The 26,095-nt window shown below is 68.2% G+C and carries 27 protein-coding genes; 18 read left to right on the forward strand and 9 right to left on the reverse strand.

The features are described 5' to 3' along the window. The 5 genes from tolB to ftsH form a co-directional block, all read left to right on the forward strand. Nucleotides 1-1,250, forward strand: a 1,250-nt coding sequence (tolB, locus tag TW83_RS11100; protein ID WP_045982842.1) for a Tol-Pal system beta propeller repeat protein TolB, incomplete at its 5' end; no start/stop codon positions are given. 10 nt (nucleotides 1,251-1,260) lie between these two features. Then, nucleotides 1,261-1,857 carry a peptidoglycan-associated lipoprotein Pal gene (pal, locus tag TW83_RS11105; protein ID WP_084697413.1) on the forward strand — a complete coding sequence of 199 codons (597 nt, stop codon included), beginning with the start codon at nucleotides 1,261-1,263 and terminating at the stop codon, nucleotides 1,855-1,857. After that, complete coding sequence (locus tag TW83_RS11110; RefSeq protein WP_045982843.1) at nucleotides 1,857-2,759, forward strand: tetratricopeptide repeat protein; 903 nt, start codon at nucleotides 1,857-1,859, stop codon at nucleotides 2,757-2,759. Before pal ends, TW83_RS11110 begins: the two co-directional genes overlap by 1 nt. Continuing rightward, nucleotides 2,756-3,982, forward strand: a complete 1,227-nt coding sequence (gene tilS, locus TW83_RS11115; protein ID WP_052714845.1) for a tRNA lysidine(34) synthetase TilS — start codon at nucleotides 2,756-2,758, stop codon at nucleotides 3,980-3,982. The genes TW83_RS11110 and tilS overlap by 4 nt, the downstream gene beginning before the upstream one ends. A 57-nt stretch (nucleotides 3,983-4,039) precedes the next feature. Beyond that, on the forward strand, nucleotides 4,040-5,929 hold the full coding sequence (gene ftsH / locus TW83_RS11120) for an ATP-dependent zinc metalloprotease FtsH (RefSeq protein WP_045982844.1): 1,890 nt from the start codon (nucleotides 4,040-4,042) through the stop codon (nucleotides 5,927-5,929). Between the two features lie 43 nt (nucleotides 5,930-5,972). Here the strand turns inward: ftsH and TW83_RS11125 are convergent, their stop codons facing one another. Next, on the reverse strand, nucleotides 5,973-6,401 hold the full coding sequence (locus tag TW83_RS11125) for an organic hydroperoxide resistance protein (protein ID WP_045982845.1): 429 nt from the start codon (nucleotides 6,399-6,401) through the stop codon (nucleotides 5,973-5,975). Nucleotides 6,402-6,500: 99 nt separating this feature from the next. Here TW83_RS11125 and TW83_RS11130 point away from each other — a divergent pair, with 99 nt between their 5' ends. Genes TW83_RS11130 through folD form a run of 3 tightly spaced genes read left to right on the forward strand, consistent with a single transcriptional unit; the run spans nucleotide 6,501 to nucleotide 8,180 of the window. Continuing rightward, nucleotides 6,501-6,959: a MarR family winged helix-turn-helix transcriptional regulator gene (locus TW83_RS11130; protein WP_164871452.1), complete on the forward strand. Its 459-nt coding sequence runs from the start codon at nucleotides 6,501-6,503 to the stop codon at nucleotides 6,957-6,959. A 46-nt stretch (nucleotides 6,960-7,005) separates the two neighbouring features. Further along, complete coding sequence (locus TW83_RS11135; protein ID WP_045982896.1) at nucleotides 7,006-7,308, forward strand: chorismate mutase; 303 nt, start codon at nucleotides 7,006-7,008, stop codon at nucleotides 7,306-7,308. After that, the gene (gene folD / locus TW83_RS11140) at nucleotides 7,305-8,180 is read left to right on the forward strand and encodes a bifunctional methylenetetrahydrofolate dehydrogenase/methenyltetrahydrofolate cyclohydrolase FolD (protein ID WP_045982846.1); all 876 of its coding nucleotides are present in this window, start codon (nucleotides 7,305-7,307) and stop codon (nucleotides 8,178-8,180) included. Before TW83_RS11135 ends, folD begins: the two co-directional genes overlap by 4 nt. Here the strand turns inward: folD and TW83_RS11145 are convergent. The 6 genes from TW83_RS11145 to tldD all read right to left on the reverse strand — a co-directional run bounded on the left by TW83_RS11145 (nucleotide 8,177) and on the right by tldD (nucleotide 15,700). Next, nucleotides 8,177-8,749 (reverse strand): hypothetical protein, encoded by a 573-nt coding sequence (locus tag TW83_RS11145; RefSeq protein ID WP_045982847.1) that lies wholly within the window; start codon nucleotides 8,747-8,749, stop codon nucleotides 8,177-8,179. The genes folD and TW83_RS11145 overlap by 4 nt on opposite strands. A gap of 65 nt (nucleotides 8,750-8,814) precedes the next feature. Beyond that, nucleotides 8,815-9,453, reverse strand: coding sequence for a 3-oxoacid CoA-transferase subunit B (locus TW83_RS11150; protein WP_045982848.1), 639 nt, complete (start codon nucleotides 9,451-9,453; stop codon nucleotides 8,815-8,817). Further along, nucleotides 9,453-10,157 carry a CoA transferase subunit A gene (locus TW83_RS11155; protein ID WP_045982849.1) on the reverse strand — a complete coding sequence of 235 codons (705 nt, stop codon included), beginning with the start codon at nucleotides 10,155-10,157 and terminating at the stop codon, nucleotides 9,453-9,455. The genes TW83_RS11150 and TW83_RS11155 overlap by 1 nt, the downstream gene beginning before the upstream one ends. Nucleotides 10,158-10,256: 99 nt before the next feature. Next, on the reverse strand, nucleotides 10,257-12,974 hold the full coding sequence (gene topA / locus TW83_RS11160) for a type I DNA topoisomerase (RefSeq protein WP_045982897.1): 2,718 nt from the start codon (nucleotides 12,972-12,974) through the stop codon (nucleotides 10,257-10,259). Nucleotides 12,975-13,068: 94 nt separating this feature from the next. Beyond that, nucleotides 13,069-14,211: a DNA-processing protein DprA gene (gene dprA / locus TW83_RS11165; protein WP_045982850.1), complete on the reverse strand. Its 1,143-nt coding sequence runs from the start codon at nucleotides 14,209-14,211 to the stop codon at nucleotides 13,069-13,071. 67 nt (nucleotides 14,212-14,278) lie between these two features. After that, complete coding sequence (gene tldD, locus TW83_RS11170; RefSeq protein ID WP_045982851.1) at nucleotides 14,279-15,700, reverse strand: metalloprotease TldD; 1,422 nt, start codon at nucleotides 15,698-15,700, stop codon at nucleotides 14,279-14,281. Between the two features lie 208 nt (nucleotides 15,701-15,908). Here tldD and coxB point away from each other — a divergent pair, with 208 nt between their 5' ends. The 10 genes from coxB to TW83_RS11220 all read left to right on the forward strand — a co-directional run bounded on the left by coxB (nucleotide 15,909) and on the right by TW83_RS11220 (nucleotide 24,860). Further along, nucleotides 15,909-16,814 (forward strand): cytochrome c oxidase subunit II, encoded by a 906-nt coding sequence (gene coxB / locus TW83_RS11175; protein ID WP_084697408.1) that lies wholly within the window; start codon nucleotides 15,909-15,911, stop codon nucleotides 16,812-16,814. Between the two features lie 80 nt (nucleotides 16,815-16,894). Next, a complete protein-coding gene (cyoE, locus tag TW83_RS11180; RefSeq protein WP_045982852.1) occupies nucleotides 16,895-17,812 on the forward strand; it encodes a heme o synthase in 918 nt (305 codons plus the stop codon). Continuing rightward, the gene (locus tag TW83_RS11185; protein ID WP_045982853.1) at nucleotides 17,812-18,042 is read left to right on the forward strand and encodes a hypothetical protein; all 231 of its coding nucleotides are present in this window, start codon (nucleotides 17,812-17,814) and stop codon (nucleotides 18,040-18,042) included. The genes cyoE and TW83_RS11185 overlap by 1 nt, the downstream gene beginning before the upstream one ends. Beyond that, nucleotides 18,039-18,611 carry a cytochrome c oxidase assembly protein gene (locus tag TW83_RS11190; RefSeq protein WP_045982854.1) on the forward strand — a complete coding sequence of 191 codons (573 nt, stop codon included), beginning with the start codon at nucleotides 18,039-18,041 and terminating at the stop codon, nucleotides 18,609-18,611. Before TW83_RS11185 ends, TW83_RS11190 begins: the two co-directional genes overlap by 4 nt. Before the next feature lie 34 nt (nucleotides 18,612-18,645). Continuing rightward, the gene (locus TW83_RS11195; protein ID WP_045982855.1) at nucleotides 18,646-19,473 is read left to right on the forward strand and encodes a cytochrome c oxidase subunit 3; all 828 of its coding nucleotides are present in this window, start codon (nucleotides 18,646-18,648) and stop codon (nucleotides 19,471-19,473) included. A gap of 79 nt (nucleotides 19,474-19,552) precedes the next feature. Continuing rightward, entirely contained in the window at nucleotides 19,553-20,224 is a 672-nt protein-coding gene (locus TW83_RS11200; RefSeq protein WP_045982856.1) for an SURF1 family protein, read from the forward strand. Between the two features lie 10 nt (nucleotides 20,225-20,234). Further along, on the forward strand, nucleotides 20,235-21,611 hold the full coding sequence (gene thrC / locus TW83_RS11205; RefSeq protein WP_045982857.1) for a threonine synthase: 1,377 nt from the start codon (nucleotides 20,235-20,237) through the stop codon (nucleotides 21,609-21,611). Further along, a complete protein-coding gene (locus tag TW83_RS11210; protein WP_084693890.1) occupies nucleotides 21,608-22,882 on the forward strand; it encodes a pitrilysin family protein in 1,275 nt (424 codons plus the stop codon). The genes thrC and TW83_RS11210 overlap by 4 nt, the downstream gene beginning before the upstream one ends. Continuing rightward, nucleotides 22,882-23,463 carry a GNAT family protein gene (locus tag TW83_RS11215; protein ID WP_045982900.1) on the forward strand — a complete coding sequence of 194 codons (582 nt, stop codon included), beginning with the start codon at nucleotides 22,882-22,884 and terminating at the stop codon, nucleotides 23,461-23,463. Before TW83_RS11210 ends, TW83_RS11215 begins: the two co-directional genes overlap by 1 nt. Beyond that, nucleotides 23,463-24,860, forward strand: coding sequence for an FAD-binding oxidoreductase (locus TW83_RS11220; RefSeq protein WP_045982858.1), 1,398 nt, complete (start codon nucleotides 23,463-23,465; stop codon nucleotides 24,858-24,860). The genes TW83_RS11215 and TW83_RS11220 overlap by 1 nt, the downstream gene beginning before the upstream one ends. Here TW83_RS11220 and TW83_RS11225 read toward each other — a convergent pair. Together TW83_RS11225 and TW83_RS11230 are read right to left on the reverse strand one after the other, a co-directional pair. Next, entirely contained in the window at nucleotides 24,857-25,390 is a 534-nt protein-coding gene (locus tag TW83_RS11225) for an adenine phosphoribosyltransferase (RefSeq protein WP_045982859.1), read from the reverse strand. The two genes, TW83_RS11220 and TW83_RS11225, sit on opposite strands and share 4 nt — an antisense overlap. Next, on the reverse strand, nucleotides 25,387-25,989 hold the full coding sequence (locus TW83_RS11230; protein ID WP_045982860.1) for a flavin reductase family protein: 603 nt from the start codon (nucleotides 25,987-25,989) through the stop codon (nucleotides 25,387-25,389). Before TW83_RS11230 ends, TW83_RS11225 begins: the two co-directional genes overlap by 4 nt. Between the last annotated feature and the right edge of the window lie 106 nt (nucleotides 25,990-26,095).

Consider the following 26,095-nt stretch of genomic DNA (forward strand, 5'->3'; position numbering starts at 1 on the left):
TGGCGCAGGACACCCCCCTGCGCATCGAGATCACCGACGGCGTGATAGAGCCGATGTCGATCGCCATCCCGGCCTTTCATGGCGATGCCGAGATCGCGGCCCGCATCCGTCAGGTCGTGGCGGACGACCTGACCGGCACCGGCCTGTTCAGCGAGATCCCCGTCGAGACGCATGTCGCCCGCCCCGCCAGCTTTACCGAGGCCGTCAGCTATGACGACTGGCGGGCGGTGAACGCGCAGGCGCTGGTCTCGGCCGAGGTGCGGCAGATGGGCGACAACATCAGCGTGGGCTTTCGGCTGTTCGACGTCGTGTCGGGCCAGCCGCAGGGCGACGGGATGCAGTTCGACGCCCGTGCCGCCGACTGGCGCCGCGCGGCCCACAAGATCGCCGACCAGATCTATTCCCGGCTGACCGGCGAAAAGCCCTATTTCGACAGCCGCGTGGCCTTCGTCCAGGAAACCGGCCCCAAAAGCGCACGGATCAAGCGGATCGGCGTGATGGATTACGACGGCGCGAACATCCTGTGGATGACCGACAGCTCGTCTCTGGTGCTGGCGCCGAAATTCTCGCCCGACGGGCGGCGGCTGCTGTTCACCAGCTATGACAGCGGCTTTCCCCAGATCCAGCTGATGGACGTGGCCACCGTCAGCGCCCGGCCGCTGACCCGCGATGCCAGCACGATGGCGTTTGCGCCGACCTTCAGCCCGGACGGGCGGTGGGTCGCGTATTCGCGCGAACAGGGCGGCAATACCGACATCTGGCTGATGGACGTGGCCACCGGCGCCCAACGCGCGCTGACCAATTCGCCGGCCATCGACACCTCTCCGGGGTTCAGCCCGGACGGGCAGCGCATCGTGTTCGAAAGCGACCGGTCCGGCGCGCCGCAGCTGTACATCATGGGGCTGGACGGGGCCGAGCCGTCGCGCATCAGCTTTGGGGACGGGCGTTACGGCACGCCCACTTGGTCGCCCAAGGGGGACCTGATCGCGTTCACCAAGCAGATCGGCGAACGCTTTCACATCGGCACCATGCGCACCGACGGATCGTCCGAACGCATGCTGACCGAAAGCTTCCTGGACGAGGGCCCGACCTGGGCCCCGAACGGTCGGGTGGTGATGTTCACGCGCGCCACCCCCGGCGGAAACGGCCAGCCGCGTCTGCATTCGGTGGACATCACCGGGCGCAACATGCGACCGATGAATCTTGACTTTGCCGCCTCGGACCCGTCCTGGGGTCCCCTGTTGCCATGAGGATGAGATGATGAACGCCGCGACCAAGCCTGTCCTGCTGGCCGCCCTTCTGGGGCTGGCGGCCTGTGCCCAGCCCGCGCCGACGGTGGCGCCGCCCGTGGTCGACCCCTATGCCAGCACGGGCGGGGGCGCGGTGTTCCAGGGCGATCTGGCCGGCGGCGTCCTGGGCGCCGAGGCGACGGCCCAGTATTTCCGCGGCACGGTCGGCGACACGGTCCTGTTTCCCGCCGACCAGACGACCCTGACCCCCGAGGCGCGGACCATCCTGGCGGCGCAGGCCGCCTGGCTGACGCGCCACACCGCCTTTACCGCCGTGGTCCAGGGCCATGCCGAGGAGACGGGCACCCGCGAATACAACCTTGCGCTTGGCGCACGGCGGGCCAGTGCGGTGCAGGAATACCTGGTCGCGCAGGGCGTGGCCCCGGGCCGCATCCGTACGCTGTCCTTCGGCAAGGAGCGTCCCGCAGCGACCTGTTCGGACGAGGGCTGCTATGCCCAGAACCGCCGTGCCGTCACCGTCGTGACCGAAGCCGCACCCCCCGCCGTGGCGATGGCCCCCGTGGCAAGCGCCGCCCCTGCCGGGGGCGTTGTCGGGGCAGGCATGTGATGCGGCTGATCCCCGCGCTGATCCTGGCCCTGACGCTTGGGGCGCCTGTTCAGGCCGCCCCCGACGCCGCGACGCTGGCCGACATGCGTCAGCAGGTCACGCAGCTGCGCAGTCAGCTGCAGGGATTGCGGGGCGAACTGGTCGCGTCGGGCGCCGCCGGGTTCCAGGCGGCGGGCGGGGCCAGCGCCATCGACCGCATGAACGCGATGGAGGCGCAGCTGATGCGCCTGACGAACCAGGCCGAACAGCTGCAAAATCGCATCAACCGCATCGCGGGCGACAGCGAACGGCGCCTGTCCGACCTGGAATTCCGCCTGTGCGAGGCCGAACCCGGCTGCGATCTGTCGGCGCTGACCGTGCCGCAGGCGCAGGCGGGGCTCAGCCCGCAGCTGGCGCCCTCGGCCCCGGCGGATGGCGGGGCGGGGCAGCCGGCCTCCACCGCGGCCGAGCAGACCGATTTCGACGCGGCTCGCGCCGCGATGGACGCCGGCGATCACGCCCGCGCGGCGCAGATGTTCGCCGATGTCGCGGAAACCCATGCCGGCGGTCCCCTGACCGCCGAGGCGCTGTTCCTGCGCGGTCAGGCGCTGGATCTGGCCGGCCAGCCGCGCGATGCTGCAGCCGCTTGGCTGGAGGGGTTCGCCGCCGATCCGGACGGCGCACGGGCGGGCGAGAGCCTGCTGGGCATCGCTCGCGTGATCGAGGCGCAGGGTGACGCGACCGCCGCCTGCCTGTACCTGGCAGAGATTCCCGCCCGATTTCCCGGCAGCCCGCAGGCCGTCGAGGCCGAGGGCCACGTGACCCGCCTTGGCTGCGGCGTCAGCGATCTGGGCGTTCTGGACCCGCTGCTCGATCCGTCTATGGACCCCGAAGCGGCGGCCGATCTGGCCGAATATCCGTGATCCGCGACCCCGGCGCCCGCATCAGGTCCGTCCTGGACCGGCTGGCGGGGGACCTGCCGGCGCTTGGACTGGCGGTGTCGGGGGGCGGTGATTCCATAGCCCTGATGCATGTGGCCGCCGAATGGGCGCAGGGGCGGCGCGTCATGGTCGCCACCGTCGATCACGGCCTGCGCGAGGGCAGCGCGGCCGAGGCCGAGGAGGTCGCCCGCGCCGCGCGTGCCCTGGGCCTGTCGCATGCGGTGCTGCTGTGGCGGCGCGACACGCAGGTCGGCAACCTGATGGCGCAGGCCCGCGATGCGCGGCTGCGGCTGCTGTCGGGCTGGGCGCGGCGCAACGACCTGCCGGCGGTGGCGCTTGGCCACACGGCCGACGATCTGGCCGAGACCCTGCTGATGCGCCTGGCGCGCGGGTCCGGCGTGGATGGGCTGTCGGCGATGGCGGAATGGCGCGACGCGTTCGACATGCGCTGGCTGCGGCCGATGCTGGGCACCGGGCGGGCGGAGCTGCGCGACTGGCTGACGGCGCGAGACATCACTTGGATCGACGATCCGACGAACGACAATGCCGACTATGACCGCATCCGGGCACGTCAGGCCATCGCGGCCCTGGGGCTGGAGGTGTCGGGCCTAGCCCGATCCGCCGCCCATATTGCCGAAGCGCGCGACGCGCTGGCCGATTACGCGGCCCTGCTGAGCGCCGATGCCAAGGTCGATCGCGGCAGCCTGATCCTGTCGCGCGGCCCCCTGCGCGACGCGCCGCCAGAGATCCGGCGCCGCATTCTGGTCGCCGCATGCCGGTGGGTAACGGGCGCCGACTATCCGCCGCGCCGCGCGACGCTGGTCCACGCGCTGGAGGCGATGCTGGCGCAGGGGCGGGTGACGCTGGACGGGGCGATGATCTCTCCGACGGGCGGGGGGCTGCGGGTCACGCGTGAGGCCGCGGCCGCGCTGCGCACCGGCCCAACGCCCGACCAGGTCTGGGACCGTCGGTGGCGGGTGCGCGGTCTTGCCCCCGGCCAGACGATCGCGGCCTTGGGGACCGAGCCGCTGGCCCGCCTGCCGTGGCGCGATTCGGGCCTGCTGCGTGACGAGGCTGCGGCCAGCCCCGGCATCTGGCAGGACGGACGGCTGATCGCCGCGCCGCTGCTGCGCGACCACCCCGGAATCACCCTGATTCCGGTCCGGGGCGCGGCAGATTTCCGCAGGTTGGTGAAGGCGCATTGAACCTGTCGCGATAATCCCTATTTTCAAGTCAAACCGCATTCCGTCGGAGGACCCGTATTGGGCAATGCTCGCAACTTCGCCTTCTGGGTGGTTCTGTTCCTGATGATCCTCGCGCTGTTCAATCTGTTCAGCGACGGGTCGGGCACCATGAACAGCCGCCAGATCAGCTATTCCGACTTCATCGAACGGGTGCAGAACGACCAGGTCAGCGCCGTCACGATCGACGGAGAGGACGTGGCCATCACCGGTACCAACGGCGAACAGTACGCGACCGTGCGCCCGATGGGCGAGGATATCAGCGACCGGCTGATCCAGCAGGGCGTGGACGTGCGCGTGGTCAAGCAGCAAAGCAGCGGCTTCATGTCGATGCTGGGCGTCTGGCTGCCGTTCATTCTGCTGATCGGGGTGTGGATCTTCTTCATGAATCGCATGCAAGGCGGCGGCAAGGGCGGCGCGATGGGCTTTGGCAAGTCCAAGGCCAAGCTGCTGACCGAAAAGCACGGTCGCGTGACCTTTGACGACGTCGCGGGCATCGACGAAGCCAAGGAGGAGCTTGAGGAGATCGTCGAGTTCCTGCGCAACCCGCAGAAATTCAGCCGCCTTGGCGGCAAGATCCCCAAGGGCGCGCTGCTGGTGGGCCCTCCGGGCACTGGTAAGACGCTGCTGGCGCGGGCCATCGCGGGCGAGGCGGGCGTGCCGTTCTTCACCATCTCGGGGTCGGACTTCGTCGAGATGTTCGTGGGCGTCGGTGCCAGCCGCGTGCGCGACATGTTCGAGCAGGCCAAGAAATCGGCCCCCTGCATCCTGTTCATCGACGAGATCGACGCCGTGGGTCGCGCCCGTGGCGTGGGCATCGGCGGCGGCAACGATGAGCGCGAACAGACACTGAACCAGCTGCTGGTCGAAATGGACGGCTTCGAGGCAAACGAAGGCATCATCATCATCGCCGCGACCAACCGCAAGGACGTGCTGGACCCCGCACTGCTGCGTCCGGGCCGGTTCGACCGCACGATCCACGTGCCGAACCCGGACATCAAGGGCCGCGAGCGGATCCTGTCGGTTCATGCGCGCAAGGTCCCGGTCGGACCGGATGTCGACCTGCGCCTGATCGCGCGCGGTACGCCCGGCTTTTCGGGCGCGGACCTGATGAACCTGGTGAACGAGGCTGCCCTTGGTGCAGCCCGGATCGGACGCCGTTTTGTCAGCATGGCTGATTTTGAGAATGCCAAGGACAAGGTGATGCTGGGTGTCGAGCGTCGCAGCCTGGTCCTGACGCCCGAGCAGAAGGAAAAGACCGCCTATCACGAAGCCGGCCACGCCGTCGTAGGCCTGTCGCTGCCGAAATGCGATCCGGTCTACAAGGCCACGATCATCCCGCGCGGCGGCGCCTTGGGCATGGTCGTCAGCCTGCCCGAGATGGACCGCCTGAACTTCCACAAGGACGAGGCCAAGCAGAAGATCGCCATGACCATGGCCGGCAAGGCCGCCGAGATCATCAAGTACGGCGAGGAGGGCGTCTCGAACGGCCCCGCCGGAGACATCCAGCAGGCCAGCGCACTGGCCCGGGCGATGGTGATGCGGTGGGGCATGTCCGACAAGGTCGGCGCAGTCGACTATGCCGAGGCGCATGAGGGCTATAACGGCAGTACCGGCGGCTTCTCGGTGTCGGCCTCGACCAAGGAACTGATCGAGCAGGAGGTCCGCGACCTGATCGAGGAGGGCTATCAGGAAGCCCGCCGCATCCTGCTGGAGAAGGAGGTCGAGTTCGAGCGCATGGCCAAGGGCCTGCTGGAATACGAGACCCTGACCGGAGAGGAGATCGCCCGCATCCTGCGCGGTGATGCGATTGGCGGGGATGACGACGACACCCCGGCCAGCGTGATCCCCTCGGTCACGGCCATCCCGCGAACAAAGCCCGCGCCGGGTGGCGACCCCGCCCCTGCCTGAGACGACAAAACCCCGGTCCGATGGACCGGGGTTTCTTCTTGGATCACACCAGGGTCGGCGTGATGGTCAGCGTGCCGGCCGTGGCATGCGAATAGGGACAGACCTTGTGACCGCCCTCGATCAGGTCCTGCGCCACGGCGGGGTCCAGGCCGGGCAGGGACACGGCGATCTGGACGTCCAGCCCGAAGCCCGGATCGCTGCGGGTGCCGATGCCGACGCTGACATTGACCGCCGCATCATCCGGCACCTTGACCTTTTGCGACGCAGCGTAATGGCGCATCGCGCCCATGAAGCAGGCGGCGTAGCCGAGCGCGAACAGCTTTTCCGGGTTCAGCCCGTCGCCGCCGGGACCGCCCAATTCCTTCGGAACGACCAGGTCGATGGCCGAAGTGCCGTCATTTAAGGCGGTTTTGCCGTCACGGCCGCCCCCGGTGGCCGTCGCGGCGGTCCGATAGAGGATCTTTTCCGGCATGGCATTTCCTTTCTTCGATAATAGATAGCGCACTATATAAATTAACCCTTCGAAATTGCAACAGTTGCGGACTGCCCTTTGTGCAATTACACCATGTTCATGAGCGATGATCCCGCCTTGTCCAGCCTGTCGCCTTTCGAACAGATGCTGTGCTTTGACGTTTATGCCGTCAATCTTGCCTTTGGGCGGATCTACAAGCCGTTGCTGGACCCGCTTGGGCTGACCTATCCGCAGTTTCTGGTGATGATGGCGTTGTGGGCCAACGATCATCAGTCCGTCGGCGGCATCGGCGACAGCCTTGGGCTGGACAGCAGCACCCTGACCCCGCTGATCAAGCGGCTGGAGGCGGCGAACCTGGTCACCCGACAGCGTGATTCGCGCGACGAACGCCGGGTGATCGTGTCGCTGTCCCCGCAGGGCGCCGACCTGCAAAGTCAGTCCGAACGCGTCATCGCCTGCGTGACCGGCAATACCGGCCTGGATGACCGGACCGCCCAGGCACTGCGCGAACAGCTGCGCCGCCTGCGACATCAGCTGCAGCAGAGCCCGCAGGGCTAGGCTGGGCCTTGCGATTTTGCGCGCGACGGTGCATGGGACGGACAACATGACCCGGACCTGTGACATTCCCGACATGCCCGCGCTGCGGGCCCAGATCGACCAGCTGGACGAACAGCTGATGGCGTTGCTGGCGCGACGCCATGCGCTGATCGACCGCGCCGCGCAGATCAAGGCAGGCAACGGCATGCCCGCGCGCATCGACGCCCGCGTCGAGGAGGTCGTGGCGAATGTCCGCCGCCACGCCGAGGGTCACGGTCTGGACCCCCAGCTGTACGACCGCCTGTGGCGGCAGCTGATCGAGGCCGCCATCGCCCAGGAAGAACGCCAGCTGAACAAGGACCGCCCATGACCGCCCAGACCCTTGACGGCAAGGCCTTTGCCGCCCGCCTGCGCGCCCGGATCGCCACGCAGGTCGCCGATCTTGCAGGGCAGGGCATCGTGCCCGGCCTGGCCGTCGTCCTGGTGGGCGAGGATCCGGCCAGCCAGGTTTATGTCCGGTCCAAGGGGCGCATGACGCGAGAGGTCGGCATGACCTCGTTCGAACACCGGCTGCCGGCATCGACGGATCAGGACACGCTGATGGCGCTGATCGCCAAGCTGAACGCCGATCCGGCCGTGAACGGCATCCTGGTCCAGCTGCCCCTGCCCAAGGGCATGGACGAGGCGGCGGTCATCAACGCCATCCTGCCCGAAAAGGACGTGGACGGGTTCCACATCCTGAACGTCGGGCGCCTGGCCACCGGGCAGAAGGCGATGGTGCCCTGCACGCCGCTTGGCTGCCTGATGCTGCTGCGCGACCATCTGGGGTCGCTGGCCGGCCGAAATGCGGTGGTCATCGGGCGCAGCAATATCGTGGGCAAGCCCATGGCGCAGCTGCTGCTGCGCGACAGCGCGACCGTGACGGTGGCGCATTCGCGCACGACCGATCTGGCCGCGCTGTGCCGTCAGGCCGACATCCTGGTGGCCGCCGTCGGGCGGCCGCATTTCGTGCAGGGCGACTGGATCAAGCCGGGCGCCACCGTCATCGACGTGGGCATCAACCGGACCGATGACGGACTGGTGGGCGATGTCGACTTTGCCGCGGCAGTGCAGGTGGCCGGTGCGATCACCCCGGTTCCCGGGGGCGTGGGGCCGATGACCATCGCCTGCCTGCTGGCCAACACGCTGACCGCGACCGCGCGCAGCCACGGCCTGCCCGACCCCGAGGGGCTGACCCCCTAGGCGGCCATCCGCGCCGACAGCCGAAGCGCATGGGCCGGCTGTGTCGCGGCCACCGGCAGCACCGGGTCATAGGCGGCGCGGATCAGCGCCGCCAGCGCGGCGGATGGCGTCACCTCGGTAGAAAAGGTCAGCGCGGATTGCATCGTGATGCGTTCCGCAAGGGCCGCTGGATGCGCGTCGGCCAGCGCGCCCCCCATCCTGACGAAGGTCAGGCAGGCGCGGATGCCGCCCGCCTCGTCAAAGCGGAACAGCCGGTACTGGTCGGCGCCCTGGCCCGCCAGACGGTCCGGCAGGCCGGGAAGACCCGTCAGCCGGTCCAGATCGGGCACCCCGGCCAGTTCGGACCAGTCCCGCACGAAGAACAGCATCAGGTTCGCGCCGGTTTCGGGGTCGGTGTCGACCACCGGGTGGCGCGCATGTGCAAAGCCCGCACGGATCGCGGCGCGAAAGATGTCCAGGCTGTCATCGGCCAGGCCGAACACCACGGGCGCCACCGGGCGGCCCCACCGCGCGCACAGGAAGCTGCCGTCGGGGCGGGTGAACAGGGTCTCTATCGCGGCGGGGTCCATGGCGTCTTTCCTGGGCATGAGAACGGGGGGCGAATGCCCCCCGGTCGGTGGTCGGTGCGAATAGGTCAGACCAGCGTGGCCTGAGTCGCGGCGCGGATCTCGTCCTCGGTGATGCCGTCGGCCAGCTGGACGATGCGCAGCCCGCCGGGCACCACGTCCAGAACGCCCATGTTGGTGATGATCCGGTCGACCACAGCCTTGCCGGTCAGCGGCAGGGTGCAGGATTTTAGCACCTTGGACTCGCCCGCCTTGTTGGTGTGGTCCATGACCACGATCACGCGGCCCACGCCCGCGACCAGGTCCATCGCGCCGCCCATGCCCTTGACCAGCTTGCCGGGGATCATCCAGTTGGCCAGATCGCCCTCCTCCGAGACCTCCATCGCGCCCAGGATCGCCGCGGCGATCTTGCCGCCGCGGATCATGCCAAAGCTGGTGGCGCTGTCGAAATAGCTGGTGCGGGACAGTTCGGTGATGGTCTGCTTGCCGGCGTTGATCAGGTCGGGATCCTCGTCGCCCTCTAACGGGAAGGGGCCCATGCCCAGCATGCCGTTCTCGGACTGGAGCGTGATGTCCTTGTCGCCGACATAGTTCGCGACCAGGGTCGGGATGCCGATCCCCAGATTGACGTACCAGCCGTCTTCCAGCTCCTCGGCCGCGCGGGCGGCCATCTGGTTGCGGTCCCAGCCTTTTGCTGCCTCGGTCATCACACGGCCTCCTTCTTCCGGGTGGTGCGCTGTTCGATGCGCTTTTCGTGCGACCCCTGGATGATCCGGTGGACATAGATGCCGGGCAGGTGGATCAGGTCGGGGTCCAGGCTGCCGCGCGGGACGATCTCCTCGACCTCGGCGACGCAGACGCGGCCGCACATCGCGGCGGGCGGGTTGAAGTTGCGCGCGGTCTTGCGGAACACCAGATTGCCGGTGTCGTCGGCTTTCCAGGCCTTGACGATGGACAATTCGGCCACGATCCCGCGTTCCAGGATGTAATCCTGGCCGTCGAAATTCTTGACCTCCTTGCCCTCGGCGATGACGGTGCCGACGCCGGTCTTGGTATAGAAGCCCGGGATGCCGGCGCCGCCCGCACGCATGCGTTCGGCCAGGGTGCCCTGCGGGTTGAACTCCAGCTCAAGCTCTCCGGACAGGTACTGGCGCATGAATTCGGCGTTCTCGCCGACATAGCTGCTGATCATCTTCCTGATCTGACGCGTGTCCAGCAGCTTGCCCAGGCCGAACCCGTCCACGCCGCAATTGTTGCTGGCGATGGTCAGATCCTTGACCTTGGATTCGACCAGGGCGTCGATCAGCAGCTCGGGGATGCCGCACAGGCCGAACCCCCCTGCCGCGATGAACATCCCGTCATGCAAAAGCCCGTCCAGAGCCTCGCCCGCAGTGGCATAGACCTTTTTCATCGGTCCTCCCGTCCTTGATCCCGTTATCGGCCCAAGTTGTTGCGTGCGCTGGCGCAAGTGTCAATCGCGGGGGCGGCGTGTTAGCGCCGCCACCCGGTCCTACTCGGCCTCGGGCTTGGCCGCGGCCTTTTTCGCGGCAGGCTTCTTGGCCGCGGGCTTCTTTGCCGCCGGTTTCTTGGCGGCGGGCTTCTTGGCGGCTGCCTTGGGCGCGGCCTTCTTGGCGGCCGGTTTCTTGGCCTTGGACGGCGATTTCGCAGCCTTGGCCGCGATCAGCTCCAGCGCCTGTTCGACGGTCAGATCCTCGGGGGTGACGTCGCGGGGCAGGGTCGCATTGACCTTGGCCCATTTGACATAGGGGCCGTACTTGCCGCCCAGGATCTGGATCGGACCACCGTCCGGATGCTCTCCCAGCTCGCGCAGCGGTGCGGCCGCTGCGGCGCGGCCGCGGGTCTGCTTGGCGGCCAACACCTCGACCGCGCGGTTCATGCCGATGGTGAAGACCTCGTCGACATCGGCGATGTTGGCGTATTTCGACCCGTGCTTCACATAGGGGCCAAAGCGGCCGATCCCGGCCTCGATCAGCACCCCGTCCTCGGGGTGGGGACCGACGGGGCGGGGCAGGGCCAGCAGCTGCACGGCTTGGTCCAGGTCCAGGGTCGCGACCTCCCATCCCTTCGGGATCGACGCGCGGGGGGGCTTGGGGGCCTCCTCGGTCGCCTCGCCGCGCTGGACATAGGGACCGAAACGCCCGGTCTTGAGGCTGATCTGATCGCCCGCATCCTCTCCAAGCACGCGGTCGCCGATGGGCGCCTCTCCGTCCGGGGCGGACAGGGGGCGGGTATAGCGGCATTCCGGATAGTTGGTGCAGCCGATGAAGGCCCCACCCGACCGCGCGGTCTTGAGGTTCAGGCGGCCCTGACCGCACAGCGGGCATTCGCGCGGATCGCCCCCATCCGCCCGCGGCGGATAGAGATGCGGGGCCAACGCGTCGTCGATCGCCTCCAGCACCTCGGTGATGCGCAGCTCGGACGTGCCCTCCAGTGCTTTGGAGAAGTCTTTCCAGAAGCGGCTCAGAACCTCGCGCCACAGGCGGTCGCCAGCGCTGATCTCGTCCAGCTCGTTCTCCAGATCGGCGGTGAAGTCATAGCTGACGTAACGCGGGAAATACTTCAGCAGGAAGATCGTGACCAACCGGCCCTTGTCCTCGGCGATCAGGCGGTTCTTGTCCTTGCGGACATATTCGCGGTCCTGGATCGTGGTGACGATGCTTGCATAGGTCGACGGGCGTCCGATGCCCAGCTCCTCCATCCGCTTGACCAGCGTGGCCTCGGTATAGCGCGGCGGGGGCTGGGTGAAATGCTGTCGCGCTGCGGCCTGGGCCTTGTCGCTGACCAAGAGGCCCGGCCCGGCCTTCAGCCCCGCGGGGGCCGCGACCGTGTCGCCGCCCTTCTCGCGGGCCTTGGCCAGTTCGTCGTCGAAAGCGTCGGCGACCAGACGCGCGGCCTCGCCCTCGGTGATCGCGGGCAGGCGGGCGCTGTCCTCTCCGTCGTCGTCGTCGCGACCCTGGTCATAGACGCGCAGGAAGCCGTCGAACAGCATCACCTGGCCGGTGGCGCGCAGGCCGACCTGGTCGTCGGGGCTGGCGATCTCGACCGTGGTCCGCTCCATCCGGGCGGCCTCCATCTGGCTGGCGATGGTCCGCTTCCAGATCAGGTCGTACAGCTTGCGCTGATCGTCCGCGGTGATCTTCAGCTTGTCCGGCGACAGCATCATGTCGGTCGGCCGGATGCACTCATGCGCCTCCTGCGCGTTCTTGGCCTTGTTCTTGTACATGCGCGGCGATTTCGGCAGGTACTTGTCGCCGAACTTGGCCTTGATCGCGTCGCGGGCGGCCATCACGGCCTCGGGGGCCATGTCGATGCCGTCGGTTCGCATGTAGGTGATCAGCCCGGCCTCGTACAGGCGCTGCGCCGCCGACATGCAGGCCTTGGCGCCCATGCCCATCTTGCGGCTGGCCTCCTGCTGCAGGGTCGAGGTCATGAAGGGCGGCCAGGGGTTGCGGCTGGCGGGCTTGGCTGCGACCGATGCGACCCTCAGGTCGCGGCTTGCCACCGCGCTCAGCGCCATCGCGGCCTGATCGGCGGCGGCCAGGTCGAACCGGTCCAGCTTCTTGCCGGCCAGCGACACCAGCGTGGCGTCGTATTCGTCGCCCCCTGGGGTCGCCAGGCGGGCATGGACGGACCAGTATTCGCGCGCCTTAAAGGCCTCGATCTCCATCTCGCGGTCGACGATCAGGCGCAGGCAGACGGACTGGACCCGGCCCGCCGACTTTGCGCCCGGCAACTTGCGCCACAGGACCGGCGACAGCTTGAACCCCACCAGATAATCCAGCGCGCGGCGCGCCAGATAGGCGTCGACCAGCGGCTGGTCGATCTGGCGCGGCTTGGCCATCGCCTCGGTCACGGCGGTCTTGGTGATGGCGTTGAAGGTCACGCGGCTGACCGCGCTGCCCTTCTTCAAGGCCGGGGCCAGCGCCTCTAGCAGGTGCCAGCTGATCGCCTCGCCCTCGCGGTCGGGGTCGGTGGCCAGAATCAGCGTCTGGTCGTCCTTCAGCGCGTCCTTGATCGCCTTGAGGTGCTTGCGGCTGTCGGCCGCGACCTCCCATTTCATGTCGAAATCATGGTCGGTGTCGACACTGCCGTCCTTGGGCGGCAGGTCGCGGACATGGCCGAAGCTGGCCAGAACCCGATAGTCGGAACCCAGGTATTTCTCGATGGTCTTGGCCTTGGCCGGGGATTCGACGACGACGACGGGCATGATGACCTCGGACAACTGCAATGGGGCGGCAAGATGGGTGCCGGGCGGGGCAGTGTCAACGGGGGGTGACAGCACAAGACCGCAAGACGGGGGGTCAGGACAGCGCCAGACGCCCCCCGGCCAGCCGCGTGACGCGGCCCTGCAGTTCCAGCGACAGGATCACCGCACTGGCCGTCGCCGCCGGCACGCCCAGGTCGCGGATCAGGTCGTTCTCCTCGGTCGGAGAGGGGGACAGGCGCTGCAGGATGCGGCTTTCCAGCTGGATCGGACCGCCCTGGTCACGCGGCGGGGGCGGCAGGGGGTCGGGTGCGGCCATGACGACGGGCGACGGCGCGGGCAGGGGCCGGGTCTGCGCCAGCGCGTCGGCCACGTCCGCGGCGCTGCGCACCAGCGTCGCCCCGTCGCGGATCAGCGCGTTGCAGCCCGCCGCCCGTGCATCCATCGGATGTCCGGGCACGGCCATGACCTCTCGTCCCTGGTCCAGCGCGTTCCGGGCGGTGATCAGAGTGCCGGACCGTTGTGCGGCCTCGATCACCACGACGCCCTGTGACAGGCCTGACACGATGCGGTTGCGGGTCGGGAAATGTCGCGCCGCCGGTTCCGTGCCGGGCGGCTGTTCGGACATCAGCACGCCGCATTCGGCGATCTGCGCGGCCAGATCGGCATTTTCGGCCGGATAGATGACGTCGACGCCCCCGGCCATCACGGCGATGGTCCCAGTGGGCAGGGCCGCGGCATGGGCGGCGGTATCGACACCGCGCGCCAGCCCGGCGGCCACAGTGAACCCGGCCTCTCCCAGCCCGGCGGCCATGCCGCGCGCCATGCGCAGCCCCAGGGACGATGCGTTGCGCGCCCCGATCACCGCCATCACGTCGCGCGACAGCCAGGCCGGATCGCCCCGGACCCACAGGATCGCGGGGGCGCCGTCGATCTGGCGCAGGCTGTCGGGATAATCGGCGCTGTCATGGCGGACCAGCCGCGCCCCCGCCCGCCGACCGGCGGCCAGTTCGGCCGCGGCGACGCCTTCGGGGCAGACGGCATAGTCGGCAATGCCGGACTGGGCCGCGATCCCGGGCAGCGCCTCCAGCGCGGCGCGGGCACTGCCATGTTCGGCGATCAGGCGGTGGAACGTGGTGGGGCCCACGCGGCGCGACCGGATCAGCCGCAGCACGGACAGGTCGTCGTCGACGGCCGAGGCGGGCAGGCCGAAACGGGCAGGGGCAAGGCCGATGGTCATGGGGCACCTTCTGCAGGACAGCCCCAGGATAGCCCCGTGGTGGTTAACAATCGGTTAGCGCGCGCCCTCAGGCGGCCGAGCCGCCGACCGTCAGGCCGCCGATCATCAGCGTGGGCTGGCCCACGCCGACGGGCACCCATTGCCCCTGCTTGCCGCAATTGCCGATGCCGGGGTCCAGCGCCATGTCGTTTCCGATGGCGCGCACCTGCTGCAGCGCGGTCGCCCCGTCGCCGATCAGCGTCGCGCCCCGAATCGGGTCGCCGACGACACCGTTCCGGACGCGATAGGCCTCGGTGCAGCTGAAGACGAACTTGCCGTTGGTGATGTCGACCTGGCCGCCGCCGAAGCCCACGGCATAGATGCCGTCCCGGAGGTCGGCCAGGATCGCGGCCGGGTCCGCATCGCCGCCGGGCATGTAGGTGTTGGTCATGCGCGGCATGGGCACATGGGCAAAGCTCTCGCGCCGCCCGTTGCCGGTGGGGGCGACCCCCATCAGCCGCGCGTTCTGGCGGTCCTGCATGTAGCCCGTCAGGATGCCGTCCTCGATCAGCACGTTGCGGGCGGGGGGCGTGCCCTCGTCGTCGATGTTGATGCTGCCGCGGCGGCCCGCGATGGTGCCGTCATCGACCACCGTCACGCCCGGCGCGGCCACGCGCTGCCCCATGAGGCCCGCGAAGGCCGAGGCCTTCTTGCGGTTGAAATCCCCCTCCAGCCCGTGGCCCACCGCCTCGTGCAGCAGGATGCCGGGCCAGCCCGGCCCCAGCACGACGTCCATCACCCCCGCCGGCGCGGGGATCGACCGCAGGTTGACCAGGGCGATGCGCAGCGCCTCGTGGACCAGCCCCTGCCAATGGTCGGGGGCCATCAGCTGTTCCAGCCCGTGACGACCCCCGCCGCCCGCGCTGCCGCTTTCGCGGCGGTCGTTGTTCTCGACGATCACCGCGACGTTCAGGCGCGCCATGGGGCGGATGTCGGTGGCAAGTCCGCCCTCGGGGCGCAGGATGGCGATCTCCTGCAGGCTGCTGCCCATGGAGATGGTCACCTGCACCACCCGCGGGTCCAGCGCGCGGGCAAAGGCGTCGATCTCGCGCAGCAGCGCGATGCGGCGGGCGGTCGAGATGCCCTCGGCCGGGTCGATCGCAGGATAGAGGTTCACCGGCTCCATCGCGGGGTGCATCGCGGCCGTTCCGCCGCCGCGGCCCACGGCCAGGCGCGCGGTCTCGGCCGCGCGGCGCAGCGCGGCCTCGGAGATGTCGGTCGAATGGGCATAGCCCGTGACCTCGCCCAGAACCGCGCGCAGGCCGAAGCCGCGCCCGGCCATGAAGCTGGAATTGCGCAGCCGGCCATCGTCGAAGACCAGCGATTCCTGCTGGCTGCGTTCCAGGAACAGCTCTCCGTCATCGGCGCCGGCCACCGCATCGCGCAGGATCCGCAGCGCGCCGTCCCGGTCCAGATCGGTCGAGAACGGGTCGAAGGACGGACGGGTCATGGCGGATCTCCTGGCGGTTGGCGGGCGGGGACGGGCCCTTGGACGGGCGCGGCAGGGGGTCGCGTTTCCTTCGGGCGGGGAAATGCTGTAGGTATGTCTTGCCCGTAAGGGCGAGATATGGTCATAGAACGGTCACTGTGAAAGGAAAAGGGGCAGCCTCCCGGCAGCCCCTGCGGTCATTGGGGCCGGGCCACTGCAACGGGATGGAATGATGGCAAAAGCGATGATGGGCCGTGCATTCGCGGCAGCGACAGGGTTCGCGACGGCGGGCATGTTGGCCGGGACTGCGATGGCACAGGACGTGCTGGGCGATCTGCCCACGATCGGCAAGCCGGTCGCAAGGGGCATGGGCTTTCAGCCGGCGTCCACGGAACTGGCGCGCGATCAGCAATGGCTGGACCATTTCGTGCTGATCATCATCACGGTCGTGACGGTCTTCGTCTGCCTTCTGCTGCTGTTCGTGATCTTCCGGTTCAACGCCAAGGCGAACCCGGTGCCCGCGAAATACACCCACAACACCCCGCTGGAGATCGGCTGGACCCTGGTCCCGGTGCTGATCCTGGTGGCCATCGGCGCCTTCTCCCTACCGATCCTGTTCCGCAGCCAGGAGATGCCGGAAAATCCCGATGTCGTGATCAAGGCCACCGGCCACCAGTGGTACTGGTCCTATGAATATCCCGACAACGGCATCGCATTCGATTCGCTGATGCTGCCCGAGGAGGAGCTGGCCGAGAACGGCTATGCCCCCGACGAATATCTGCTGGCGACCGATACCACGGTGGTCGTGCCCGTCGGCCAGACCGTGCTGCTGCAGGTGACCGCCAGCGACGTGATCCATTCCTGGACCATCCCGGCCTTTGCTGTGAAGCAGGACGCCGTTCCGGGCCGCATCGCCCAGGCCTGGTTCAACGTCGAGCAGGAAGGCACCTATTTCGGCCAGTGCAGCGAGCTGTGCGGCATCAACCACGCCTACATGCCGATCGTCGTCAAGGCCGTCAGCCCCGAAGTCTATGCGGCTTGGGTCGCCGAGCAGGGCGGCACCATGGGTGACGAACCCGCAGCGACCGCCAGCCTGGACGGGGCGGCCAAGGTCGACCTGGCCCGCGCCGACTGAGGTCGGACCCACCCAGGCCCGTGGCGGCATCCTGCCGGCACGGCCAAGGAACAGAGCAAGGAACAGAGATTGCAGGCGCGATGACCGATATAAACGCATATGACGCCGCCCCCGAGGGCGAGTTCCGCGATTACGTCGCGCTGTTGAAGCCGCGTGTGATGTCGCTGGTCGTGTTCACCGCCTTTGTCGGTCTGTTCGTCGCCCCCGTCGACGTGCATCCCTTCATCGCTTTCTGTTCGGTGCTGTTCATCGCCTTGGGCGGCGGCGCCTCGGGCGCGCTGAACATGTGGTATGACCGCGACATCGACGCGATCATGAACCGCACGCAAAGCCGCCCCATCCCGTCGGGCCGGGTCGAGCACAGCGCGGCCCTGGGCCTGGGGCTGGTCCTGTCGATAATCTCGGTCATGATGCTGGGCCTGGTGGCGAACTGGTTCGCGGCCGGGTTCCTGGCCTTCACCATCTTCTTCTATGCCGTCGTTTATACGGTCTGGCTCAAGCGCTGGACGCCCCAGAACATCGTCATCGGCGGCGCCGCGGGCGCCTTTCCCCCTATGATCGGATGGGCCTGCGCGACGGGCGGGATCAGCATCGAATCGCTTCTGATGTTCGCCTTGGTCTTCTTCTGGACGCCGCCCCATTTCTGGGCGCTGGCGCTGTTCATGAAGGAGGACTATCACAACGCGGGTGTCCCGATGCTGACCGTGACCCACGGTCGCCGCGCCGCACGTCGCCACATCTTCGCCTATACGCTGGTCCTGGCACCCTTTGCGCTGTGGCTGGGCGTGACCTCGGTCGGCGGGCCGCTCTACATGGCGGTTGCGGTCGTGCTGAACGCGGCCTTCATCCGCGGCGGCTGGCAGGTTCTGCACCGCGACGAGGACGCCGCGATCGCCGACGGTTATCTGGTCGAACGGCGCGTCTTCAAGCTGTCGCTCTATTACCTGTTCCTGCATTTCCTGGCCCTGCTGGTGCAGAGCTGGATGGGAGGCTGGTGATGGCGCTGCGCACCGAACACGAGATCCACCGTCGCCGCCGGTCCCGCAACGTGGGGCTGGGCATCGTGCTGCTGGGCTTTGTCGCGCTGGTCTTTGGCCTAACGGTGGTCAAGGTCCAGGAGGGCGGCCTGGTCGAGGGTTTCGATCACCAGCCGCGCGTGTCGCTGACCCCGATGGAACCGCAGGCCCCGGCGCAGGGCCAGGCCCCCGTGCAGGAGGTGACCCAATGAAACGTCTGAGCCCCGAGGGCCGCACCGTTGCGATGCTGCTGGGCGTCGTCGTCACGATGGGCGCGCTGGCCTGGGCCGCCGTGCCCTTCTATGACTGGTTCTGCCGGGTGACCGGGTTCGGCGGCACCACGCAGGTGTCCGAGACCGCATCGGACCAGATCCTGGACGAGGTCGTGCGCGTCCGGTTCGACGCCAACACCGATTCCAACCTGGAATGGACCTTCCGCCCGATGCAGGCCCGCATGGACCTGAAGATCGGCGAAAGCGGACTGGCCTTCTACGAGGCCGTGAACAATTCCGACGTGCCGCTGACCGGAACGGCCAGCTACAACGTCGCCCCCGAGGTCTCGGGCTATTACTTCATCAAGGTCGAGTGCTTCTGCTTCACCGAGCAGACGCTGCAGCCGGGTGAACGGGTCGAGATGCCGGTCAGCTTCTACGTGGACCCCGAGCTGGTGGACGACCGCGACGCCGGTCATGTCCGCGACATCACGCTGTCCTATACCTTCCATCGGACCGAGCCGCGCAGCGCTGCGCTTGACAGCGGCGCGGCCGACACCATCAACTAAGACGAATACACGAGGGAGCCGACGGGGATCCGACATGGCGCACGCAAAGAACCACGACTATCACATCCTACCGGCCTCGGTCTGGCCGTTCCTGACCGCGATCGCGGTCTTCGTCATGCTGTTCGGCGCCGTGGCCTGGATGTCCGGAGAGGTGACCGTCATGGGCGTGCCGGTGACCGGCCCCTGGATGTTCGCGATCGGCCTGGTCGGCACCTTCTACGTGGCCTTCGCCTGGTGGGCTGACATGGTGCGCGAGGCCGAGCAGGGCGACCACACCCCGGTGGTCCGCATCGGCCTGCAATACGGCTTCATCCTGTTCGTGATGTCCGAGGCGATGCTGTTCGTGTCGCTGTTCTGGAACTTCATCAAGCACGCGATGTACCCGATGGGCGAGAACAGCCCCATCACCGACGGCGTCTGGCCGCCGCAGGGCATCGAGACCTTCGACCCCTGGCACCTGCCGTTCATCAACACGCTGATCCTGCTTCTGTCGGGCGTGGCCGTGACCTGGGCGCACCATGCCTGGGCGCATGAGGGTGACCGCCGCACCACCATCAACGGCCTGGCGATCGCCGTGGTCCTGGGCCTGGTCTTCACCGGCCTGCAGGCCTACGAATACAGCCACGCGGCCTTTGGTCTGGCCGACACGGCCTATGCGGCGGCCTTCTACATCGCGACGGGTTTCCACGGCCTGCACGTGATCATCGGGACGATCTTCCTGGCCGTCTGCCTGCTGCGCTTCCAGAAGGGCCAGATGACCAAGGACCAGCATCTGGGGTTCGAGGCCGCCGCCTGGTACTGGCACTTCGTCGACGTGATCTGGCTGGTGCTGTTCGCCGTCATCTATGTCTGGGGCAGCTGATCCCCGACGGTGACCGTTCAAGGCGCGCGGGGCGATCGTCCCGCGCGTTTTTCGTTGTCCTTGCCCCCCGGAGCGCCCCATGCGCCGCTATCTGTTTCCCCTGATCCTCGGCGTCGTCGGCTGTGCCGTCCTGATCTACCTGGGGCTGTGGCAGCTGGACCGCCGCGCCTGGAAGGAGGACATGCTGGCAGACATCACCGCGGGCATTCAGGCCGACCCCGTGCCCTTGCCGGACGCGATCGACCCGTCGATGAAATACCTGCCGGTGACGGTCAGCGGCACCACCACCGGGGCCGAGATCGACGTGCTGTCCCACACCCGCGAACAGGGCGCCGGCTATCAGATCGTGTCGCGCTTCGTCACCGATGACGGCCGCGCGATCCTGCTGGACCGGGGCTTCGTCCCGCAGGAGGCGCGGCGCATCGACCGGCCCCCCGTCCGCCTGCAGGTGACGGGAAACCTGCACTGGCCGCAGGATGCCAGCAGTTCTACCCCGGCGCCGAACATGGACGAGAACATCTGGTTCGCCCGCGACGTGGACGCGATGGCCCTGACGCTGGACACGCTGCCCGTGCTGGTCGTGGCCAGCGCCGTCGAGGGCGACAACCAGGGCGCCCGTCCCCTGCCGGTGGCCATCGAGGGGATTCCCAACAACCACCTGTCCTATGCGGTGCAGTGGTTCCTGATCGCGGCCACCTGGGCGGTGATGACACTGGCGCTGATCTGGCGTATCAGGCAGCGCAGCTACTGAAGGATTTCCGATGCGTTACGTCTCGACGCGGGGCCAGGCCCCGGTGCTGAATTTCGAACAGGCCATGCTGTCGGGGCTGGCGCGCGACGGTGGCCTGTACCTGCCCGAGACGATCCCGGCCTTCGAGGGGCTGGAGCAGCTGGACGGCCTGTCATACGAGGAGGTGGCGTTCCGCGTAGTGCGCCCCTTCACCGGCGACAGCTTCAGCGATGACGAACTGCGCGGCGCCATCGACCGCGCCTATGCGCGCATCAGCCACGATGCCCGCGCGCCGCTGGTGCAGCTGGCCCCCGGGCACCACCTGCTGGAGCTGTTCCACGGGCCCACGCTGGCGTTCAAGGATTTCGCGATGCAATTGATCGCGCAGCTGTTCCAGATCGCCCTGACGCGGTCGGGCCAGCGGATCACGATCGTGGGCGCGACCTCCGGCGACACCGGATCGGCCGCGATCGAGGCCTTCCGCGGCATCGACAACGTGGACGTGTTCATCATGTATCCGCATGGCCGCGTGTCCGAGGTCCAGCGCCGCCAGATGACCACGCCCCCCGCCGCAAACGTCCATGCGCTGGCCGTGACCGGGCATTTCGACGACTGCCAGGCGCGGCTCAAGGACCTGTTTAACGACCATGCCTTCCGCGACGGGGTGGGGCTTGCGGGCGTGAACAGCATCAACTGGGCCCGCGTCGTGGCGCAGATCGTCTATTACTTCACCGCGACCGCGTCGCTTGGCATGCGGCCCACCGATTTCTGCGTGCCGACGGGCAATTTCGGCGACATCTTCGCGGGCTCTATCGCGCGACAGATGGGCCTGCCGATCCGCCGCCTGATCGTCGCCACGAACCAGAACGACATCCTGCACCGTGCGCTGTCCAGCGGCGAATACCGCATGGGCGCGGTCGAGCCCTCGATCAGCCCGTCGATGGACATCCAGGTCAGCTCGAACTTCGAACGCGCGCTGTATCTGGCCTACGGCCAGGACGCGGGCGCGATCCGGCAACTGATGGAGGAGCTGAAACAGGGCGGCTTTGCGATCAGCCAAGGCGCGCTGGAGACCCTGCGCGAGCAATACGCCTCGGGCCGCGTGTCCGAGGAAGAGACGCTGGAGACGATCCGCGCCATGCGCGAGCGGACCGGAGAGATCCTTTGCCCGCACAGCGCCGTGGGCGTCGCCGTGGCCGAACGCCATCTGGAGCCCGGCGTGCCGATGGTCACGCTTGCCACCGCCCATCCGGCCAAGTTCCCCGACGCGGTGGAACGCGCCATCGGGGTCCGCCCCGGCCTGCCGCCGCATATGGCGGACCTGTTCGACCTGCCCGAGCGCCTGACCCGGGTTGAAAACAACGTGGACGCGCTTAAGTCCCTGATCCTTGAACGGAGGACCGCGTGAGCCAAGACCCCACCCCGCGCCTGACAACGCTGCCCAACGGGCTGCGCATCGTGACCCGGCAGATGCCCGGCCTGCATTCGGCGGCCTTGGGCATCTGGGTCAGTGCGGGCGGCAGGAACGAGCGCGCCGACCAGAACGGCATCGCGCATTTCCTGGAGCACATGGCCTTCAAGGGCACCGCGACCCGCAGCGCGCTGCAGATCGCCGAGGCGATCGAGGATGTGGGCGGCTATATCAACGCCTATACTTCGCGCGATGCGACGGCCTATTACGTCCGGGTGCTGGAGGATGACGTCGATCTGGCCTTCGACGTGATCAGCGATATCGTCCTGAACCCCGTCTTTGACGAGCGCGAGATCGAGGTCGAGCGTGGCGTGATCCTGCAGGAGATCGGGCAGTCGCTGGACACGCCCGACGACATCATCTTCGACTGGCTGCAGGAGGCCGCCTATCCGGACCAGCCGATGGGCCGCACCATCCTGGGCCCCGCCGAACGCGTCAGCAGCTTTGGCCGCGCCGATCTGGCCGGTTTCGTGACCGAGAATTACGGCCCCGGCCAGATGGTCGTGGCCGCCGCGGGATCTGTCGATCACGACCGCATCGTGCGGTTGGCCGAAAAGGTGCTGGGCCATATCGTGCCGCGTCCTCAGGGTCCGCGCGAACAGGCCCGCTGGCAGGGGCTGGAGAGCCGGACCGTCAAGCCGCTGGAGCAGGCGCATTTCGCGCTGGCGCTGGAGGGGCCGGGCTATCTGGCGCCCGATTTCTATGCCGCCCAGATCTTCTCCTCCGCCCTTGGCGGGGGGATGTCGTCGCGGCTGTTCCAGAAGATCCGCGAGGAACGCGGGCTGTGCTATACAATTTTTGCGCAGTCGGGTTTCCATGACGACACGGGGATGCTGACCATCTATGCCGGCACCGGCGCCGAGGATCTGGGCGATCTGGCGACCCTGACCATCGACGAGGTCCGTCGTGCGGCCGACGACATGTCCGAGGCCGAGATCGCCCGCGCCAAGGCGCAGCTGCGGGCGGGACTGTTGATGGGGCTGGAAAGCCCGTCGGGTCAGGCCGAGCGCATGGCGCGCAGCCTGGCGATCTGGGGCCGCGTCCCTGATCCGGCCGAGGTTGCCGAACGCATCGCCGCGGTCACCGCCGCGGACGTGCGCGCGCATGCCGAGGCGCTGCTGGCCAATGCCCGCCCGGCGTTGGCGCTTTATGGTCCGGTGGACGGTGCGCCGTCGCGCGAGGCCCTGGCCGAACGGCTCGCCGCATGATTCTGGCGCGGCGCCGTGCCTTTCGGCTGGATGCCGAACGCATCGCGCTGCGCCTGCCATTGCATTCCGATTTCAGCGCGTGGCGGACGCTGCGCGATGACAGCCGCGCCTTTCTGACCCCGTGGGAGCCGGTCTGGTCCCCTGACCATCTGTCACGCAAGAGCTTCACCAACCGCGTCTATTGGGCGGCCCGCTCTGCCAGGGCGGGGACCGCCTATCCCCTGTTTCTGGTCCATCGCGACGGCACGTTGCTGGGCGCGATCACGCTGGACAACATCCGCCGCGGCCCCGCGCAATCGGGCACCATCGGATACTGGATCGGGCAGGAGCATGCCCGACATGGCTATATGCGCGAGGCGATCGGGGCGCTGGTGCATCACGCCTTCACCGCGCTGGACCTGAGCCGGATCGAGGCCGCCTGCCTGCCCGAGAATGCCGCATCGCGGGGCGTGCTGGAACGGTCGGGCTTCAAGTACGAGGGCGTGGCCCAGAGCTATCTGCAGATCGACGGTCGCTGGCGCAACCATGTGCTCTACGCCAACCTGCGCAGTGACCGGCGCGGAAAGACCGAGGTGCGCTGATGCTGATCCCCGCCGACAAGACCCTGGCCGCGGCCCTGCCCGCGGGCGTGCTGCGCGACCCGTCCCCCGCCTATACCGAGGAACCGCGGGGCCGGTATCACGGGCAGGCGGGCCTGGTCGCGGCGCCCCGCGACACGCAGGAATGCGCCGCGATCATCCGCGCCTGTGCAGAGGCGCGCGTCCCGGTGGTGCCGCGCGGTGGGGGCACCGGGCTGGTCGGGGGGCAGGTGATGACGGACGGTCCCGCGCCCCTAATCCTGTCGATGGAGCGGATGACAGCGATTCGCGACACCTTTGCCGAGGAAGGGGTGATGATCGCCGAATCGGGCGTGACGCTGCAGGCGGCGCGGCAGGCGGCGGCGGGTGTGGGACGGCAGTTCCCGCTGTCGCTGGCCTCGCAGGGCTCAGCCCAGATCGGTGGCGTGCTGTCGACCAATGCGGGGGGCGTGAACGTTTTGCGATACGGCAATGCCCGCGCGCTGTGCCTGGGTCTGGAGGCGGTGCTTCCCGACGGGTCGGTGATGCACGACCTGAAGCGCCTGCGGAAGGACAACACTGGATACGACCTGCGCGACCTGCTGATCGGGGCCGAGGGGACGTTGGGCATCATCACCGCCGCGTCGCTGGTCCTGGCGCCGGTGCCTGCAGAGACCGGGGTCGCGATGCTGATCGTGGACAGCCCCGCCGCCGCCCTGTCGCTGCTGTCACTGGCGCAGGCCCGCATGGCGGGCGGCGTCACGGCCTTCGAACTGATCTCGGGCCAGAGCCTGCATTTCCTGGACGCGGCCTTTCCTGACATGCGCCAGCCGTTCGACACGCGGCCCGACTGGCTGGTTCTGATCGAGGTCGGCCTGCCCGCGGGCCTGTCGGCCGACGCGGCGCTGGAGGGGCTGTTCACCGCGGGGACCGAGGCCGGTCTGGTCCATGACGGCGTCATCGCGCAATCGGGCCAGCAGGGCGCGGACCTGTGGGCGCTGCGCGAGCATATCCCGCTGGCCAACCGGCACATCGGCGCGATCGCCAGTCATGACATCAGTCTGCCTCTGTCCGAGGTCGCCCGCTTCATCGACGATGCCAGGGCCTGGCTGGCGGGGCAGGGGGACATGCGCGTCAACTGCTTCGGCCATCTGGGCGACGGCAACCTGCATTACAACCTGTTCCCGGCGGCGGGCCGCACTCGCGACGACTACGAAACCATCCGCCGCGACCTTTCGCGCAGGCTGCACGAAATGGCCGTGGCGCGTGGCGGGTCGTTCTCGGCCGAACATGGCGTGGGGCGGCTCAAGGCCGCCGATCTGGCGCGGTGGGGCGATCCGGCGCGGCTGGCGGCGATGCGGGCGATCAAGGGGGCGCTGGACCCCCTTGGCATCATGAACCCCGGCGCGGTGCTGGCCTAGGCGCCTTCGAAGTCGCAGAGTGCGTGGACCGGCATGTCCATGCCCTCCAGCACCTTGCGCCCGCCCAGTTCGGGCAGGTCGATGACGAAGGCGCAGCCGATGACCTCGGCGCCAAGACGACGGCACAGCGTGATCGCCGCCGCCGCCGTGCCGCCGGTGGCCAGCAGGTCGTCCACGATCAGGACCTTTTCGCCGGGCTTCAGCGCGTCGTCATGGATCTCCATGATCGCCTCGCCATATTCCAGCTGATAGGCCTCGGAGATGACGGTGCCGGGCAGCTTGCCCTTCTTGCGGATCGGCACGAAGCCGGTCGACAGCTGATGCGCCACCGCGCCGCCCAGGATGAAGCCGCGCGCCTCCAGCCCCACCACCTTGTCGATACGGGTCCCGGCATAGGCGTGCAGGATCTGGTCCACCGCCATGCGGAACCCGCGCGCATCCGCGAACAGCGTGGTCACGTCGCGGAAGATGATCCCCTCATGCGGGAAATCATGGATGGAGCGGACATAGTCCTTGACGGTGCGGCTCATGCAGGGCGGTCCATTTCGAAAAGATCGGTCACCGCGGCATAATCCTTGTATCCCAGACGCGCAATCCAGCCGCCCGCGGCACGCGGATCGAACCGCCCGTCCACGACGCAATCGTCGCGCATGTGGATGCCGGTCACCACGCCGAAGACGGCAAAGTTCGCCTGACCGGCCAGCGGCACGATCTGGGTCATGCGGCATTCCAGCGCCGCCGCGGCGCCCGCCACGCGCGGACAGTCGATGGTGGTGCAATCGGCGGCCTCGATCCCGGCGGCCGCGAATTCGCTGGCCCCCGCGGGCAGGGGGGCCGATGTCGCGTTGACCGCGTCGCGCAGATCGCCCGTGGCGATGTTCACGCAGAAGACGCCCGTCTCGATGATCTGGGCCACGCTGTCCTTGGTGCCGGGGCGGTCGCCCTTGGCGCCGGTCGAGGCGAACATCACCTGCGGCGGGACATAGGCCACGGCGTTGAAGAAGGAATAGGGCGCCAGGTTGTCGCCCTGCGACCCGCGGGTCGAGATCCAGCCGATCGGGCGGGGGGCGATGATCGCGTTGAAGGGATTGTGCGGCAGGCCGTGTCCGGCTTCGGGGCGATAGAACATGGGCGGCCTCCTTGTGGGTTCGGGCGCCAACCTGCCCCGCTTTTTCGCGCGACGCAATGTTTCGCCCGCCTTGCACCCGTGCTAAACGCCCGCCCGACAGCAAGGA

This window comes from Paracoccus sp. S4493, assembly GCF_000967735.1.
GTDB classification, from domain to species: Bacteria; Pseudomonadota; Alphaproteobacteria; order Rhodobacterales; family Rhodobacteraceae; genus Paracoccus; species Paracoccus marcusii.

Bases quoted from the DNA above. Each gene is read 5' to 3' on its own strand.
- pal (WP_084697413.1), top strand. From the start codon at position 1,261: ATGAACGCCGCGACCAAGCCTGTCCTGCTGGCCGCCCTTCTGGGGCTG.
- TW83_RS11110 (WP_045982843.1), top strand. From the start codon at position 1,857: ATGCGGCTGATCCCCGCGCTGATCCTGGCCCTGACGCTTGGGGCGCCT.
- TW83_RS11125 (WP_045982845.1), bottom strand. From the start codon at position 6,401: ATGCCGGAAAAGATCCTCTATCGGACCGCCGCGACGGCCACCGGGGGC.
- TW83_RS11130 (WP_164871452.1), top strand. From the start codon at position 6,501: ATGAGCGATGATCCCGCCTTGTCCAGCCTGTCGCCTTTCGAACAGATG.
- TW83_RS11135 (WP_045982896.1), top strand. From the start codon at position 7,006: ATGACCCGGACCTGTGACATTCCCGACATGCCCGCGCTGCGGGCCCAG.
- folD (WP_045982846.1), top strand. From the start codon at position 7,305: ATGACCGCCCAGACCCTTGACGGCAAGGCCTTTGCCGCCCGCCTGCGC.
- TW83_RS11145 (WP_045982847.1), bottom strand. From the start codon at position 8,749: ATGGACCCCGCCGCGATAGAGACCCTGTTCACCCGCCCCGACGGCAGC.
- TW83_RS11150 (WP_045982848.1), bottom strand. From the start codon at position 9,453: ATGACCGAGGCAGCAAAAGGCTGGGACCGCAACCAGATGGCCGCCCGC.
- TW83_RS11155 (WP_045982849.1), bottom strand. From the start codon at position 10,157: ATGAAAAAGGTCTATGCCACTGCGGGCGAGGCTCTGGACGGGCTTTTG.
- topA (WP_045982897.1), bottom strand. From the start codon at position 12,974: ATGCCCGTCGTCGTCGTCGAATCCCCGGCCAAGGCCAAGACCATCGAG.
- dprA (WP_045982850.1), bottom strand. From the start codon at position 14,211: ATGACCATCGGCCTTGCCCCTGCCCGTTTCGGCCTGCCCGCCTCGGCC.
- tldD (WP_045982851.1), bottom strand. From the start codon at position 15,700: ATGACCCGTCCGTCCTTCGACCCGTTCTCGACCGATCTGGACCGGGAC.
- coxB (WP_084697408.1), top strand. From the start codon at position 15,909: ATGATGGCAAAAGCGATGATGGGCCGTGCATTCGCGGCAGCGACAGGG.
- cyoE (WP_045982852.1), top strand. From the start codon at position 16,895: ATGACCGATATAAACGCATATGACGCCGCCCCCGAGGGCGAGTTCCGC.
- TW83_RS11185 (WP_045982853.1), top strand. From the start codon at position 17,812: ATGGCGCTGCGCACCGAACACGAGATCCACCGTCGCCGCCGGTCCCGC.
- TW83_RS11190 (WP_045982854.1), top strand. From the start codon at position 18,039: ATGAAACGTCTGAGCCCCGAGGGCCGCACCGTTGCGATGCTGCTGGGC.
- TW83_RS11195 (WP_045982855.1), top strand. From the start codon at position 18,646: ATGGCGCACGCAAAGAACCACGACTATCACATCCTACCGGCCTCGGTC.
- TW83_RS11200 (WP_045982856.1), top strand. From the start codon at position 19,553: ATGCGCCGCTATCTGTTTCCCCTGATCCTCGGCGTCGTCGGCTGTGCC.
- thrC (WP_045982857.1), top strand. From the start codon at position 20,235: ATGCGTTACGTCTCGACGCGGGGCCAGGCCCCGGTGCTGAATTTCGAA.
- TW83_RS11220 (WP_045982858.1), top strand. From the start codon at position 23,463: ATGCTGATCCCCGCCGACAAGACCCTGGCCGCGGCCCTGCCCGCGGGC.
- TW83_RS11225 (WP_045982859.1), bottom strand. From the start codon at position 25,390: ATGAGCCGCACCGTCAAGGACTATGTCCGCTCCATCCATGATTTCCCG.
- TW83_RS11230 (WP_045982860.1), bottom strand. From the start codon at position 25,989: ATGTTCTATCGCCCCGAAGCCGGACACGGCCTGCCGCACAATCCCTTC.